Annotated in this window: 12 protein-coding genes; 6 read left to right on the top strand and 6 right to left on the bottom strand. The window is 70.8% G+C overall.

Annotated features, from left to right (window positions below):
• The first annotated feature begins 76 nt into the window (after positions 1–76).
• Positions 77–1,768 (top strand): substrate-binding domain-containing protein, encoded by a 1,692-nt coding sequence (locus ACYVF7_RS18995; protein WP_460341960.1) that lies wholly within the window; start codon positions 77–79, stop codon positions 1,766–1,768.
• Positions 1,769–1,780: 12 nt separating this feature from the next.
• On the opposite strand, the gene ACYVF7_RS18990 is transcribed toward ACYVF7_RS18995, so the two are convergent.
• Both ACYVF7_RS18990 and ACYVF7_RS18985 read right to left on the bottom strand, forming a co-directional pair.
• Positions 1,781–2,905 (bottom strand): DegT/DnrJ/EryC1/StrS family aminotransferase, encoded by a 1,125-nt coding sequence (locus ACYVF7_RS18990; protein ID WP_460341957.1) that lies wholly within the window; start codon positions 2,903–2,905, stop codon positions 1,781–1,783.
• A 16-nt stretch (positions 2,906–2,921) separates the two neighbouring features.
• Positions 2,922–4,535 carry a nuclease/transposase family protein gene (locus ACYVF7_RS18985; protein ID WP_460341954.1) on the bottom strand — a complete coding sequence of 538 codons (1,614 nt, stop codon included), beginning with the start codon at positions 4,533–4,535 and terminating at the stop codon, positions 2,922–2,924.
• Positions 4,536–4,858: 323 nt separating this feature from the next.
• Between ACYVF7_RS18985 and ACYVF7_RS18980 the strand changes: the two genes are divergently transcribed.
• A complete protein-coding gene (locus ACYVF7_RS18980; protein ID WP_460341952.1) occupies positions 4,859–5,596 on the top strand; it encodes a M50 family metallopeptidase in 738 nt (245 codons plus the stop codon).
• Positions 5,597–5,599: 3 nt separating this feature from the next.
• Here ACYVF7_RS18980 and ACYVF7_RS18975 read toward each other — a convergent pair whose 3' ends face one another.
• On the bottom strand, positions 5,600–6,283 hold the full coding sequence (locus ACYVF7_RS18975) for a COG4315 family predicted lipoprotein (protein WP_460341950.1): 684 nt from the start codon (positions 6,281–6,283) through the stop codon (positions 5,600–5,602).
• A 285-nt stretch (positions 6,284–6,568) separates the two neighbouring features.
• A complete protein-coding gene (locus tag ACYVF7_RS18970; RefSeq protein ID WP_460341947.1) occupies positions 6,569–7,498 on the bottom strand; it encodes a hypothetical protein in 930 nt (309 codons plus the stop codon).
• A 224-nt stretch (positions 7,499–7,722) separates the two neighbouring features.
• Here ACYVF7_RS18970 and ACYVF7_RS18965 point away from each other — a divergent pair, with 224 nt between their 5' ends.
• The 4 genes from ACYVF7_RS18965 (at position 7,723) to ACYVF7_RS18950 (ending at position 13,130) form a co-directional block, all read left to right on the top strand.
• Positions 7,723–9,426 carry an ABC transporter substrate-binding protein gene (locus tag ACYVF7_RS18965; protein ID WP_460341944.1) on the top strand — a complete coding sequence of 568 codons (1,704 nt, stop codon included), beginning with the start codon at positions 7,723–7,725 and terminating at the stop codon, positions 9,424–9,426.
• 67 nt (positions 9,427–9,493) lie between these two features.
• Positions 9,494–10,453 carry an ABC transporter permease gene (locus ACYVF7_RS18960; protein WP_460341941.1) on the top strand — a complete coding sequence of 320 codons (960 nt, stop codon included), beginning with the start codon at positions 9,494–9,496 and terminating at the stop codon, positions 10,451–10,453.
• Positions 10,450–11,439, top strand: coding sequence for an ABC transporter permease (locus ACYVF7_RS18955; protein WP_460341938.1), 990 nt, complete (start codon positions 10,450–10,452; stop codon positions 11,437–11,439). The genes ACYVF7_RS18960 and ACYVF7_RS18955 overlap by 4 nt, the downstream gene beginning before the upstream one ends.
• A gap of 65 nt (positions 11,440–11,504) precedes the next feature.
• A complete protein-coding gene (locus ACYVF7_RS18950; RefSeq protein ID WP_460358001.1) occupies positions 11,505–13,130 on the top strand; it encodes an ABC transporter ATP-binding protein in 1,626 nt (541 codons plus the stop codon).
• A 92-nt stretch (positions 13,131–13,222) separates the two neighbouring features.
• Here the strand turns inward: ACYVF7_RS18950 and ACYVF7_RS18945 are convergent, their stop codons facing one another.
• Both ACYVF7_RS18945 and ACYVF7_RS18940 read right to left on the bottom strand, forming a co-directional pair.
• The gene (locus tag ACYVF7_RS18945) at positions 13,223–13,591 is read right to left on the bottom strand and encodes a hypothetical protein (protein WP_460341935.1); all 369 of its coding nucleotides are present in this window, start codon (positions 13,589–13,591) and stop codon (positions 13,223–13,225) included.
• A gap of 366 nt (positions 13,592–13,957) precedes the next feature.
• Complete coding sequence (locus ACYVF7_RS18940) at positions 13,958–14,326, bottom strand: hypothetical protein (RefSeq protein ID WP_460341932.1); 369 nt, start codon at positions 14,324–14,326, stop codon at positions 13,958–13,960.
• Positions 14,327–14,392: the final 66 nt, after the last annotated feature.

Below are 14,392 nucleotides of genomic sequence, written 5' to 3'. Positions count from 1 at the left end.
GACGGAGTACGCCATGGTGCGCCCTAGCATCATTTCACCGCTCGAACGGGGGAGGCGATCGCGGGGATGCCCGGCCATGATTCAGGGAATCGCCGAGCTCATCGCGCAACGCCAGGAGAACGCATTCCTGGGAATTCTCATCGTCCTGCTCGTGACGAGTCCGCTCTTCGACCGATATCTCGTGCGACGCAGGCGGATCACCTACCGGGTGCTCTACAACTCCAAGATCGGCCTCAGCCCCGTCGCGCTGCACGACGGGAACGACCGGTCCACGGTCACGGATCCGAACCTGCGGGAGTACGCGCGCACCTTCGACCGGCTCAGCATCGTCATCATCCGGGTGCGCAACACCGGTGGTTACGACATCGCGCCGTCCGACTTCGTCCGGCCGTTGTCATTCACGTTCAAGGACCGCGTCATCTGGAACGCGCGGATCTCCGACGCGAGTACCGAACCGTTGCACGACGCGGTACGGGACCGGCTGGAATTCTTCTCGACGATTCCGGGGAACGCCGCCGCGAGCAACGGCAACCCCGATGTGAAGACGCTCCGCCGATTGCTGGCCGACCGCCTGGCGGGCCTGGTCAAGGGCCCCTCTTCCGGCCCGTCTTCCGCGCCGGCCGAGGACACCCGGCAATGGAACGGCGTCCGGCTGGCCGACCTTTCACTGGAGCGCCGGCAGCGTTTCAAGCTCGTCGTGGTCCTGCGGGAGCTGGACGACTCGGCCGACGGCACGATCAGCAAGAAGATCGACGTGGACGGCTCCCTGACCAGCGGCTGGGTGAAGGACGAGAAACGCCGCCGGAGGCTGAGCTGGCCCGTGGCCGCCATCGCCGCCGGGGCCGTGCTCGCCATGGCGCTGACCGGCAATGTGCTCGCCAACTACTATCAGCGCACCTCCGACCCGGCGCTGCACTGCGCGAGCGGCCATCTGCGGCTCGAGGGCTCCAGCGCCTTCTCCGACCCGCTGCGGGAGATCGTCCGCCAGTACCGCAAGGCGTGCGGTTCGGCGTCGATCGAGCTGCAGCTCGCCGGAAGCCGGGCCGGCATGCACGACCTGGCGGCCACCGGCTCGCAGGACTCCGGCGGGCTCGCCGTGCTCAACGACGGACCGGACACCACCCACCCGGCCATCGACCTCAGGAGCCACCCGGTCGCGGTGGTGGTCTACAGCGTCATCCTCTCCGACACGACCGGGATCACCAACCTGGGCAGCGCGCAGCTCCGGGACATCTACCGGGGCCGGTACCACCGGTGGAGCGAGCTCGGCGGCAAGGACGTCCCGATCCGGATCGTCGGCCGGGACGGCGAGTCCGGCAGCCGCCAGATCTTCCAGAGCAAGCTGCTCGGACGCTCGGAGGGCGCGGCGTCCTCCACCGAGTGCCGGGAGAGCAGCCCGCCGCTTCACGCGCCGACGATCCGGTGCGAGCTGCGCACCACCCAGGAGCTGATCGACAAGGTCGCCGAGACGCCGGGCGCGATCGGGTACGCCGACGCTCCGACGGCCAAGACCGAGGCCGCCCGGTTGCAGAGGTTCCACGTGGTGACGCTCGACGGCAGGCTTCCCGATGCCACGAGCATCGCGCAGGGCTATCCGTTCTGGACCGTGGAGTACCTCTACACGGCGGGCGCTCCGGAGTCCTCCTCGCTGCTGAAGAACTTCATCGCCTTCCTGGGCAGCGCCAACGCGCGCGCCGAGCTCAGCATCCGGGGCTATCCCCCCTGTATCGACCGGAACGGGAACCGCAACGCGCTCTGCATCCAGTGAGAAGCCGCTGGCCTACTGGTGGGCGGCGGCGATGGCCTCGCGGGCGGCGTGCGCGACCTGTTCCATGTGCCAGGTCGACAGGCCCTGGTGGACGGGGAGCGCGAGCATCTCGTGGCGCAGCGGCTCCAGCTCGGCGAACCGGTGGCGGTCCAGGAGCGGGTGCGGCACCGGCCAGATCTCGATGGAGCGGACGCCGCGCTTCTGCAACTCGGCGATGGTCCGGTCGCGCTGCGGGACGCGTACGGGGTAGTAGAGGGGCGCGACGCCGTCGGGCAGGCCACGGAAACGCGGCGGGCAGACCTCGGGCAGGGCGTTCAGCAGGGTCTGGTAGTTGCGGCGCCGGTGCTCCCGGATCTTCTCGCCGTCCGCGCCGTGCACGGCCCACTCGGTCATGCGGGAGGACTTGGAGGCGGCGACCTCCAGGTCGGCGACCTGGAGGTTCCACTCGCCGATGACCGTCTCGGTGAGGGTGCCCTCCGCCACCGCCTGCTCGGCCTTGCTGACCTTGCGGAACACCTTCGTGGCGGGGGCCCGCAGCACGCCGGCGCGCGACTGGGCCGCCCATCCCATGCCCTGGGAGGCGACCGAGCGGGCCATGCGCTTCCACGGCGGCCGGCCCTCGGCGTCGATGTGGCCGCCCCGGATGAGCACCGCGCCACCGTCCGGGACGCCCAGGGTCTTGCGCGGGCAGAAGATGGCCGCGTCGCCGCGCGAGCCGATGGCGGCGCCGCCGTCGTAGGAGAACAGCGCGTGCGCGGCGTCCTCGATGACGCGCGTGCCCTGCGGCATCGGCGGCATCGGGAAGCCGTAATAGGAGATCAGGTAGGTGGCGTGGCACTGCTGCGCCACCCGGAACAGGTCCTCCACGTCCACTTCGAGCGTGGGCAGCACCCGGTAGAACATGACCTCGATGCCCGCCAGGCGGGCCGCCTCGATCTCCGAGCCGCAGTGGTAGGCGGGCATCGCCATCCGGTGGCCCGGCCCGAGGCCGAGGGCCTTCAGCGCCAGCCAGATCGCGCCGCGCCCGAGGTGGGTCAGCGTCAGCCCGGACGAGTCGAACGGGAACTGCATGGACCGGCGGGTGACCAGCGTGGCCGGCTCCATCGGGGGATAAACGCTCATCAACGGGTCGCTCATAGATCCCCTACCGTACCTAAAGACTGAGCACGAGTTGTGGGCGCTCAGTCGGACGCTCCGAACGGTGTTGGGCGTCCTGGTTCCCCGCTTTCGTTCCGCCTCCGGGCGGCACGGCTCGTGGTCGTGGTCCGGGAATGTGGGGGCGGGGTTCCTTACGTCCTGGGGCGTCCGGTCGGGCCTGGACGGTCCGATGCTCCTGCTCATCTCTCTGGTGAGCAGGGGGCGGTGCCGTCCGTCGCCGGATCGGGTGTCCCAGGGCGCGTCGTCCGATCGCCACCGCCGCCGCCTCATGACCGGTGACGGGGCGTCGATTAGTGGTGAGGGGGCGCTGCCAGTGCTGGGCGCCCCATTTGGAGGTGTAAGCGGGATCGACGGCGACGATCGTGATGCCGAGTTCGGCCGCCATCGACACCAGCTGGGCGCGCAGCTTGGCCACGGGCATGCCGGAGATCAGATTACGGAATCGCTTGCGTCGCCCGTGTCTTTCACGGGTCGTCTCCGTGTGGAAGTCGAGATCTTCGATTGCGATGGCCAGGTTGTGTCGCGCGGTCCAGTGCAGGAGGCGGGTGAGGGCGTGGCGGACCTGGGCGTCGCGGTGCCGTGTGTTGCCGGTCAGGTCATAGTCGAATCGGCGGGGTTCACCGACGGGGTTGCCGTGGGTGTCGAGTCTCCAGGCGGCCAGGTGGTCGGCGTTGGTGTCCACCCCGATCAGCCCACCGGCCCGGACGGTTTCCAGCGGGACGGTCTTGACCGGCGGGATGGTCCAGGAAGCAGTCAGGTACCAGCGCCCGCGCTGGACGTCCTCATGGATGCGGTAGGCCACAGCCCGGTTCACGCTGATGCGATCGCGCCATTGCTCGCCCCGGTGCGGGAATGACACCTTCGAGGTGAGGACGTACCGGCCGTGTGAAGTGTTGGCCAGGTGCGCCAACGGTGCCGAAAGCTTGATGGAGACCTGGCCGTCGGGGGTGACGCGGATGGTCTCGTTCCCGAACCGCTTGCCTGACTCGCCATCCGCGGCCAGGAACCGGCGCGCGGCCTCCCACTTTTCTCGCCATTCGGCTTTGGTGAGCTCGGCGGCGTCCAGGTTGTGCCGGATGCGCAGCAGTTTCTTGCCGCCGCGCACAACGCGAACGCGCCCGGCCTGGTGGTCGGCCCGCTGTTGTTCGAGCCGGTCCTGGAGCAGGCGCAGGCGCCGGGTTTTGGTGAACCACTCTTCCCGACTGCTGTACCCGCCCGGTGACCGCTTCGTGCCCCTCTCGCCGACCGGCAGGGACAGGCGGTGGGTGATCGTGGCGATCCCGGCCTCGAGGCTGCGGATGTGGGCGAGTTGGCTGCGCCATGACAGCGCCCACTGGTCATGGGTGGCCTTGGTGATCGAACCGGCCCACCGCGAGGACGATTCGGCGGTTAACGCCCGTTTCCGGTCCGCCCACTGGTCGGTGTCATGATCCAGACCTGCCGCGCACCGTGCCTTCAGATCGTGGGAGGCGAGCGAGCCGAGGTGGTCACCCGCCAGTCGCAGCACCACCTCATCCCGCCGCGTCAAATTTTTGAGCCGGTCACGGATCGCGATCCCGGACGGCCCGAGCACAACGAACGACGCATCGATGGCGCGCAGGCCGGTCATGCCGTGCGCGCCTCTACCGCCGTGTAGACCCGGTCCCGCGCCGAATCGCAGGCACACGACCAGGTGAAGACCGGCCCAGTGCCCTGGCGAAAGCTGCGGTGAGCAGTGTGAGGACTGATCCTCCACACCTGCGCCGTCAGATTCATAACGCAACCATAGCGTCACACACAGTCAGGTCGTGAACATTCCTGCGCACTCAAATTCCAGCAGTTCACTGCACCCAGGGAGAATACGGGTTCGCCCGATTCGGAAACTCGGCCGCGGTGCGGCGCGTCGTACCCGGTGCGGGGACGGACGAGCAGGTCATGAGGAGAGGTGGCGCAGTGGACACGGCAACGATCGGCGGCGTGTGGCATGAGGTGGTCGGCACGCAGCCGCACCCGCCGTGGTGGCTGGTCGCCGTCACCGGCGTGGCGGCGCTCGTGGCGATATCCATCCGGTCGGTGTGGCACATCCTCCGCAACGTCGTGACGATCGCGCACGAGGGCGGGCACGCGTTCGCCGCGCTGGTCACCGGCCGGCAGCTGCAGGGCATCCGGCTCCACTCCGACACCTCGGGCGTGACGGTGTCCCGCGGCAAGCCGTACGGACCGGGCATGATCGTCACCGCGTTCGCCGGGTACGTCACGCCGCCCCTGCTCGGGCTGGGCGCGGCCGCCCTGCTGGCCGTGGGGCATGTCACGGCCCTGCTGTGGGTGAGCATCGTCCTGCTCGCCGCGATCCTCGTCATGGTCCGCAACGCGTACGGCGTGGTGTCCGTCGTCACGACCGGCGCGGTCGTCTTCGCCGTGTCGTGGTTCGGAACGGCCACCGTGCAGGCGGCGTTCGCCTACGCATTCACCTGGTTCCTGCTGCTCGCGGGGGCGCGGCCCGTCGTGGAGCTGCAGAGCAAGCGCTCCCGGGGCCGCGCGCCCGACTCGGACGCCGACCAGCTGGCCCGCCTGACCGGGATGCCCGGCCTGTTGTGGGTGTTCGGCTTCGGCGTGGTGGCCGTGGCCGCGCTCCTGGCCGGCGGGTCGTGGCTGCTGCCGGACACGATGCCGCAGCTGCCGAGCTGGTGACGGTTACTTCCGGGTGATGGGATCGCCGGTCGTGGCGTTGATGACGTACCACGGCGCGCCGTACGACGTGACGCCCTGGCCCTTCATGTCGCCCGGTGCCTTGTCCTGGTCGTAGTAGTACAGCGGCCAGCCGTTGTAGACGACCTGCTTGGAACCGTCGGGCCGCGTGGTCGTCGACAGCTTGGACGCGTCGACGCCGGGTCCCGCGCTGGGCGACGCGCCGGGCATCGCGCTGGCCGTCCCGCCCGGCGATCCGCTGGGAGACGCCCCGGGCGATCCGCCGGGCGACGCGGCCGCGCCGCCGGCGACGAACGGCGGCCATTCCTTGGCGCAGGCGCCCGTGCACTGGGACTTGCCGCCCTGGCCCTTGTCCTTCTCGAACATGTAGAGCGTCTTGCCCGTACCGTCGACCAGGATCGTGCCCAGGCTGGTCTTCTTGGCGTTCACGACCGCGGCGCCGGCGGGCGCGGACGGCATCGCCGAAGCCGACTCGGACGGCGACACCGACGGGGACGCCGCCGGGGACTCCGTTGGGGACGCCCCAGGAGGCGAGGCCCCCGGGCTGGTCGGCTGGGCGTACGGTCCCCCGGCGCCCTGCGATTCCGGCGTGGTCTTGCTGCCCTCGCCACAGGCCGAGCCGAGCAGGCCCAAGGCCAGCACTCCGGCGGCAATGACTCCGTTACGCATTGTCCGTTCCTTTCCCCCGGTAACGTAGGAGGGCACGTACGGACGCACGCGTGGTTCGGCCGTCATGCCCCGCGTCCGCGAGCCGGGAACGTCCCTCCCGAGGCCGCCCAATGTGCCCCGGCAATTCGGTTACCCGCCGCGACGGCCCGTGAAGTGGAAGCGGCGGTTTTCTTTAATCCGCAAAGCGGACGTTTGACCGGGCATGCCAATGTCCGGACGCGATGATGACGCGTTCCAGGGACTTACGGGGCCGACGGCGTCGAACCCCGACAAAACACGAGCGGGTCAGCCCGTCAGCGCGTCGAGTCCCTGATGGAAGAAGCCGAGCGCCGTGGCGCGCTGGTCGTCGGCGGCCAGGAGCGCGCCGTACGGGAGGGACGCGCCGCCGAACGCGTCGTCGTTCCAGAACGCGCCCGTCCGCTTCGTCCAGGGGGCGACGTAGAGGTACGGCTCCCGATGCTCGCCGTCGCCGGGGGACGCGCCGAACGAGGCCCGCCGTCCGGCGGCCTCGTCGCCGGCGTCGAGGGCGGCGTCGAAGTGCTCCGGCCACAGCTGCACGCGGCTCGGGTCGAGCGGGCGGACGTCGAAGCGCAGTTGCTCCAGCACCGACCAGGCGAAGCCGTACCACGCGCCGAGCGCGCCGGCGGCGGGCGGGCTCACCGTGAGCGGCAGGTCGGGGTCGGCCGGCGTCTGGGGCGTGTAGACGTCCGCGGGCATCCCCAGCGGGATCCCGGCCAGGCCGGCGGCCTCGCCGAGAGTCTTCGGGGCATGCGAGGCGTCGTCGACGACCAGCCGGCCAGCCTCCACGCGGACCTGCCGGTCGGGACCGAAGAACGGGGTGCCGAAGCCGCCCCGGGTGAACCGCAGGCCGATCTTGCCGTTGGCGGTGTACCGGGCCGCCGCGACGACGTGCTCGCCGAGGGCGTGCAGCGTCCGGCGGGTCGCGGCGAACTCCCGGGGCAGCGGGGCCAGCCGGCGCCAGGCGCCCAGCCAGCGGTCCGCGCAGAAGCCCGCCAGCTCGGGGCGCTCCCGGGCCAGGTCGTCCCAGGTGCGGCCGAGCCCGGACACGGGGCTGACCAGCTTGGCGCCGTACGGGCCTTCGAGGGGATCGTCGGCGTACCAGGGCGGTGTCGCCACGGCGGGCGGGGACGGCTCCAGCACGCGGACGTCGTACTCACCGTCCAGCAGGTCCCAGGCCTCCCACCGCGGATTCATCGCGCTCCGTTCGCCGACGTCACCCTGGTCACCGGGTGCGCGCGTGCCGGCCGCGCCCGGCGATCCGGCACGCCCCTAGTTGACCATGGATCGGACCGCGACGGAACATGGCTGTCAGGCTTCGCCACGGCAAAGAACTTCATATTTCCTACCTAGAAAGTATATATTGCCCCAGGCCCGCCACCGCAGGCGGTGTCGCCGCTCCCCCGGAATGAGAACCCCCGATGATGCGAAAAGTCCCCGTCCTGCTCACCGCCGCCGCCGTTCTGGCCACCGCGTCGGCGTGCTCGTCCAGCGGCTCGACCTCGTCCTCCGGCGGCGCAGCGTTCGACCCGAAGAACTGCCAGGGCGGGACCCTGTACATCCTCGACCAGGACTCGGCGACGGACGAGCACTTCGACCCGGCGCGGATCTACACCTCCGGCGGCGGCGCCGTCCCATCCCTCGTCTTCCGCACGCTGACCACCCGCAAGCGGGTGCCCGGCCAGGCGGGCACCACCGTGGCCCCCGACCTCGCCACCGACATCGGCAAGCCCGGCGACGACGCCAAGACCTGGACCTACCACCTCCGGGACGGCCTGAAGTTCGAGGACGGGACGCCCATCACCTCGAAGGACGTCAAGTGGGGCGTGGAGCGCTCCTTCGCGCCCGAGCTGACGGGCGGCATCCCGTACCTGCGCGACTGGCTGGTCGGCGGCGCCGACTACCAGGGCCCGTACAAGGGCAAGGAGCTCGACTCGATCCAGACGCCCGACGACAAGACGATCATCTTCAAGCTGCGCAAGCCCGAGGGCGACTTCCCGTACGTCGCGACGGCCACGCAGTTCGCCCCGGTGCCCCGGGCCAAGGACGGCGGCACCGCGTTCGAGAAGCACCCGATCTCCAGCGGGCCGTACAAGGTGCAGACCCACGTGCAGGACAAGAGCCTGACACTGGTCCGCAACCCGAACTGGTCGCGGACCGCCGACGACCAGCGGCTCGCCTGCCCCGACAAGATCGAGGCGACGTACGGCCTCAGCTCGGCGGTGATCAACCAGCGGCTCAGCACGAGCGCCGGCAAGGACGCGAACGCGATCACCACGGACACCGACCTGAGCCCGGCCGAGCTGGCCCGGATCTCCGGTGACCCGAACCTGAAGAAGCGCACCGTGCGCGGCCAGTTCGGCTACACGAACTACATCGCGTTCAACACGAAGATCAAACCGTTCGACGACGTCCGCGTACGGCAGGCGATCTCCTACGCCGTCAACCGCCAGTCGGCCGTGAACGCGGTCGGCGGCAGCTCACTCGCGACGCCGGCGACGACGTTCCTGCCCGACCAGGCGGCCTTCGGCTATCAGGCATACGACGCCTTCCCCGCCGGGCCCACGGGCGACCCGGCGAAGGCGAAGGAGCTGCTGGCCCAGGCGGGGCAGTCGAACCTGACGATCACGCTGGGGCACCGCAACAGCGACTCCCATCAGGACGGGCCCGCCGTCGCCACGGCGGTGCAGGAGGCCCTCAAGCAGGCGGGCATCACGGTCAAGCTGAAGGCGTACGACCAGGCGAGCTACCGCTCCGTGCAGACCAAGCCGGCCACCGAGCCGGCCATCTTCCTGTCCGGGTGGGGCGCGGACTGGCCGACCGGCGGGCCGTTCCTCGCGCCGATCTTCGACGGCCGGCAGATCCTCAAGGACGGCGGCAACTACAACTTCGCGCAGTACGACGACCCGAAGGTGAACGCCGAATTCGACGCGATCAACAAGATCTCCGACCCGGTCCAGGCCCGACCCCGCTGGGGCGCCCTCGACGCCGAGCTGGGGAGCCAGGCGCTCACGGTGCCGCTGTTCCACCCGATCTACCTGCGGCTCTACGGCAAGAACGTCAAGAACACCTACCTCGACCAGTGGCGCGGCTCGTACGACGTGGCCATGGTGTCCGTCAAATGACGGGCCACCGTAAGACGCGGTCGAGCGCGCCGCCATCGCCGTCGTCCCTCCGCGGGCGGGCGGCGGCGTGACCGAGCTCGTCACGGAGGTCGGCGGTCCGGACGTCACCGCGTCCGGTCCGCCGGCGCGCGCCCGTCAGGTGCTGCGGCGGCTGCGGTCGGACCGGCCCGCCATGGCCGGCCTCGTCGTCACGGTCGTCCTCATCCTGGCCGCCGTCTTCGCCCCGCTGCTGGCCGCGCTGGAGGGCCAGGACACGACGACGTTCCACACCCAGCTGCTGGACTCCGCGCGCGGCGGCGTGCCGCGCGGTGCCCTGGGCGGCCTGAGCGCGGACCACTGGCTGGGCGTGGAGCCGACCACCGGCCGCGACCTGTTCGCGCGTGCGCTGCACGGCGCCCGGATCTCCTTCACCGTCGCGTTCGGGACGCTGGTCGTGCAGCTGCTGCTCGGGGTGGCGATCGGGCTGGCCGCGGGGTTCGGCGGCCGGCTCGCCGACGCCACGCTGGGTCGGCTGATCGACCTGTCCATCTCGTTCCCGCAGCTGATGTTCGCGATCGCACTGCTGGCGATCGTGCCGCAGTCGTTCCCCCGGCCAGCGCTGCTGATGCTGGTCATCGGCCTGTTCAACTGGGGCGGCACGGCCCGGCTGACCCGCGGGCAGGTGCTGTCCCTCAAAACCCGCGACTACGTCGCCGCCGCGCGGTTGTCGGGCGCGTCACCGGCGCGGATCGCCCGGCGCGAGATCCTGCCCGGCGCGCTGCCGCAGGTCCTCACGTACGCGGCGATCCTGCTGCCGGGGAACATGGTCTCCGAGGCGGGGCTGTCCTTCCTCGGCGTGGGCGTGCACCCGCCGACCTCCTCGTGGGGGCAGATGCTGTCGACCGCCACCACCTGGTTCCGGGCCGATCCGATGTACGTGCTGGTGCCGGGCCTGTCGCTGCTGACGGCCGTGCTGGCGTTCACGCTGCTCGCCGACGGGATACGCGCCGCCCTGGATCCGAAGGCGTCCCTGCGAGGCCGCCGATGACCGTCTACCTGCTGCGCCGCCTCGGCAGCCTCGTGGTGCTGCTGGTCGTGATGACGGCCGTCGTCTACGGCATCTTCTACGCCATCCCCGCCGATCCGGCGGTCCTCGTCTGCGGGAAGGGCTGCGACGGCGCGCAGCTCGCCGTCATCCACCACAAGCTCGGCCTCGACGAGCCGGTCACCACTCAGTACTGGCACTTCCTGGAGGGCCTGGTCGTCGGCCGGGACTACAGCTCCGGGCCGGACGTCACCCACTGCGCGGCGCCCTGCCTGGGATACTCCTTCCAGACCGGCCTGCCCGTCCTGTCGCTGATCGCCCAGCGGCTCCCGGTCTCACTGTCGCTCACCGCGGGCGCCGTCGTGCTCTGGACGATCGCCGGGGTCTCTCTCGGGCTGGTGTCCGCCCTGCGCGAGAAGCGGCTCACCGACCGGCTGATCACCGTCTTCGTGCTCGGCGGCCTCGGCACGCCGGTGTTCGTGACCGGCCTGCTGCTGCTCATGGTGTTCTGCGGATGGCTGCAGTGGCTGGACTTCCCGGTGTACGTGCCGCTGACCGACGACCCGGTGGCCTGGGCGCAGAACCTGATTCTGCCCTGGCTGACGCTCACCATCCTGCAGTCCGCGGTCTTCACGCGGCTGACGCGAACCGGCATGCTCGAGACGCTGTCGGAGGACCACATCCGCACCTTCCGCGCGTACGGGCTGCCCGAGCGCCGCGTCGTCGGGCGGCACGCGCTGCGCGGCGCGCTGACGCCGCTGATCTCGATCAACGCGGTGGAGTTCGGCGTCGTCCTGGTGAACGCCATGCTCACCGAGACGCTGTTCGGGCTGCCCGGCATCGGCCAGCTGATCGTCCAGTCGTCCAACAACGTCGACCTGCCGGTCGTGGCGGGCCTGACGCTGACCGCCGGCCTGGCCGTCGTCCTGGCCAACACCGCCGCCGACCTGCTGTACGCGGCGGTCGATCGAAGGGTGGTCCTGGCATGACGGGCGAGGGCAGTGGGGACGTCGACGCCGCCGTACGCGGGGGCCGGCCCAAGGGCGGTTCCGGCATGACGGGCGAGGGCAGTGGGGACGCCGTCCTGTCGGTGCGCGATCTGACCGTCGAGTTCCCCTCCGGCGACGGCGTGCTCCGCGCCGTCGACGGGATGTCCTTCGACCTGGCCGCCGGCGGCGCGCTGGGCGTCGTCGGAGAGTCCGGGTCCGGCAAGAGCACGACGGCGCTCGCGCTCCTGGGCCTGCACCGGAACACCGACGCGCGGGTCACCGGCCGGATCCTCCTCGGCGGGGACGGTCCGGAGCCCGCGGACGTGAACGCGCTCGACGATGAGGCGATCCGCGAGGTGCGGGGGCGCCGCATCGCGATGATCTTCCAGGATCCGATGTCCGCGCTGGACCCGTACTACCGGATCGGCGACCAGATCGCCGAGGTGTACCGCGCCCACTCCGGCGCCGGCCGGAAGGCCGCGTGGGCGCGGGCGGTGGAGGTGCTCGACCGGGTCGGCATCCCCGACGCCACGCGGCGGGCCCGAGCGCGCCCGCACGAGTTCTCCGGCGGTATGCGGCAGCGAGCCCTCATCGCGATGGCGCTCGCCTGCGAACCGGAGATCCTGGTCGCCGACGAGCCGACCAGCGCGCTGGACGTCACCGTGCAGGCGCAGATCCTCGACCTGCTCGACGAGCTGCGGGCCGACACGGGAATGGCGCTGCTGCTCGTCACGCACGACCTCGGCGTCGTGTCGCGGTCGGCCGGCGAGGTGCTCGTCATGCACCAGGGCCGGGCGGTCGAGCGCGGCCCGGTGCACGAGGTGCTGCGCGCCCCGGCGCAGCCGTACACCCGAGCCCTCCTGGAAGCGGTCCCCCGCCTCGACGCGCCCCTGGCCGCCCGCCGCGAGCCCGGCGAGCCCCTGCTGACGGTCACGGATCTCACGCGGGAGTTCCGCCGGCCGGGCCGGGGGCTGCGCCGCGACGTCGCGCGCGCCGTGGACGGGGTGTCCTTGGACGTACGGCGCGGCGAGACGCTCGGCGTCGTCGGGGAGAGCGGCAGCGGCAAGACGACGCTCGTGCGGATGATGGTCGGGCTGCTCGCCCCGACCTCGGGCCGGATCGTGTTCGACGGCCGGGAGCTCACCGGGCTGCCCGAGAAGCGGCTGCGACCCGTCCGGCGCGACCTGCAGATGGTGTTCCAGGATCCGATGTCCTCGCTGAACCCCCGGCACACGGTCGGCGACAGCATCGCCGACCCACTGCGGGTGCGGGGCGTCCCCGACGGGGAGGCCCGCCGGACGGCGCGGGAGCTGATGGAGCGCGTCGGCCTGGATCCCGCGCGGCACGACCGGTACCCGCATGAGTTCTCCGGCGGGCAGCGCCAGCGGATGGGGATCGCGCGGGCGCTGTCCCTGCGGCCCACGCTGCTGGTCTGCGACGAACCCGTCTCCGCGCTCGACGTCTCGACGCAGGCGCAGATCCTCGAGCTGCTCCGCGACGTGCAGGAGGACTACGGCCTGACCATCGTCTTCGTGTCCCACGACCTGGCGGTGATCCGCCAGGTGAGCGACCGGGTCGCGGTGCTGCGCGACGGCGAGCTGGTCGAGCTGGCCGGCGTGGACGAGCTGTACGCGTCGCCGCGGCACGAGTACACCCGGACGCTGCTCGCGGCGGTGCCCGTCCTGGCCTGAGGAACGGAAGCGCCGGCCACCCGGGGAACGGGCGGCCGGCGCCGGACGTCACGCGGATCGTGGGCCTCCCCGCCGGGGGACCCGCGACCGCGTCAGGACGCGCAGATCGCGAAGACGCTGATCCCGACGTCGTTGTAGCCGATCTGGCGGCCGAGGACGATCCAGCCCCGGCTGTCGTCGGTCGGGAAGCTGCCGACCAGGATGGCGCCGTTGCCCCGCGCCTCGCCGCCACCGCCGAGGACGTACTTACCGGCCGGGCAGTAGAGCGTGCGCCGCTGGAAGTTGGGGACGTTCGCGTTGGGGAGCGTGACCATCTGGTAGCCGGGAGGAACGGCCGCCGTTCTGCCCTGGGCGGCCGGCCGCGTGGCGACGTTCGCCTTGTCGGCGTAGGCGGCGAGACCGGTGGCGGTCACCATGGCGAGAGCCGCGACGCCGGTTCCGATCACGTACGTCTTCCGCATGCAGATCTCCGTTCGGGGGGTAGCAGGAACTGCATTGTCCGGATCCGCACGGCCGCCTTATCGGTGGCCGTTCAGATCCATCGCCTCTCCTACCCGAGCGGATTTTTGATAACACGCGGTATCTCAATTATTTCGCGCCCGTCGACGAATGACTCCCATTTATAGCGAGATTCCCGATAGCCGGTACTGGCGCTACTATTCGCCAATGTCTAGAAGGTCGTCAATAACCGTTTTAGAGCTGAGGCGGACGCGACCGTCCCGGAGACCGCGAACGCCGGCCGCCCGGGGAACGGGCGGCCGGCGTCGCGCCTTACGCGGATCCCGGCGCTTCACCGCGCCGCGAAGGACCGGAGATCCGCGGCGAACTCAGGAGGCGCAGATCGCGTAGACGCTGATCCCGACCGTCGGGAAGGCCTTCTGCCGGCCGAGGGCGACCCAGCCGCGGCCGTCGTCGGTCGGGAAGCTGCCGACCAGGATCGCGTCGTTGCCCCGCGCCTCACCGCCACCCCCGAGGACGTGCTTGCCGGCCGGGCAGAAGACGACGCGCCGCTGGAAGTTCGGGACGTTCGCGCTGGGAAGGGTGACGATCTGGTACCCGGCGGGCAGGGCCGCCATCTTGCCGTGGGCGGCGGCCGCCGGAGCGGGAACGCTCTTGTCCGCGTGGGCTGCGAGGCCGGTGGCGACCACTGCCGCGAGAGCCATCGTTCCCGTTCCGAGCGCGTACATCTTCCGCATGCAGATCTCCGTTTTCGAGGTAGCAGGAACTGCGTCGTCCGAATCCTTCGAAGCGCCTTTATCGGC

Source organism: Actinoallomurus acanthiterrae, from assembly GCF_054775715.1.
This window is presented reverse-complemented; position numbering and strand designations above follow the sequence as displayed.

What these genes read in the sequence shown, in the direction of transcription:
- ACYVF7_RS18940 (WP_460341932.1), bottom strand. Translation starts at nt 14,326, where the DNA reads ATGCGGAAGATGTACGCGCTCGGAACGGGAACGATGGCTCTCGCGGCA.
- ACYVF7_RS18990 (WP_460341957.1), bottom strand. Translation starts at nt 2,905, where the DNA reads ATGAGCGACCCGTTGATGAGCGTTTATCCCCCGATGGAGCCGGCCACG.
- ACYVF7_RS18970 (WP_460341947.1), bottom strand. Translation starts at nt 7,498, where the DNA reads ATGAATCCGCGGTGGGAGGCCTGGGACCTGCTGGACGGTGAGTACGAC.
- ACYVF7_RS18965 (WP_460341944.1), top strand. Translation starts at nt 7,723, where the DNA reads ATGATGCGAAAAGTCCCCGTCCTGCTCACCGCCGCCGCCGTTCTGGCC.
- ACYVF7_RS18975 (WP_460341950.1), bottom strand. Translation starts at nt 6,283, where the DNA reads ATGCGTAACGGAGTCATTGCCGCCGGAGTGCTGGCCTTGGGCCTGCTC.
- ACYVF7_RS18995 (WP_460341960.1), top strand. Translation starts at nt 77, where the DNA reads ATGATTCAGGGAATCGCCGAGCTCATCGCGCAACGCCAGGAGAACGCA.
- ACYVF7_RS18955 (WP_460341938.1), top strand. Translation starts at nt 10,450, where the DNA reads ATGACCGTCTACCTGCTGCGCCGCCTCGGCAGCCTCGTGGTGCTGCTG.
- ACYVF7_RS18950 (WP_460358001.1), top strand. Translation starts at nt 11,505, where the DNA reads ATGACGGGCGAGGGCAGTGGGGACGCCGTCCTGTCGGTGCGCGATCTG.
- ACYVF7_RS18985 (WP_460341954.1), bottom strand. Translation starts at nt 4,535, where the DNA reads ATGACCGGCCTGCGCGCCATCGATGCGTCGTTCGTTGTGCTCGGGCCG.
- ACYVF7_RS18945 (WP_460341935.1), bottom strand. Translation starts at nt 13,591, where the DNA reads ATGCGGAAGACGTACGTGATCGGAACCGGCGTCGCGGCTCTCGCCATG.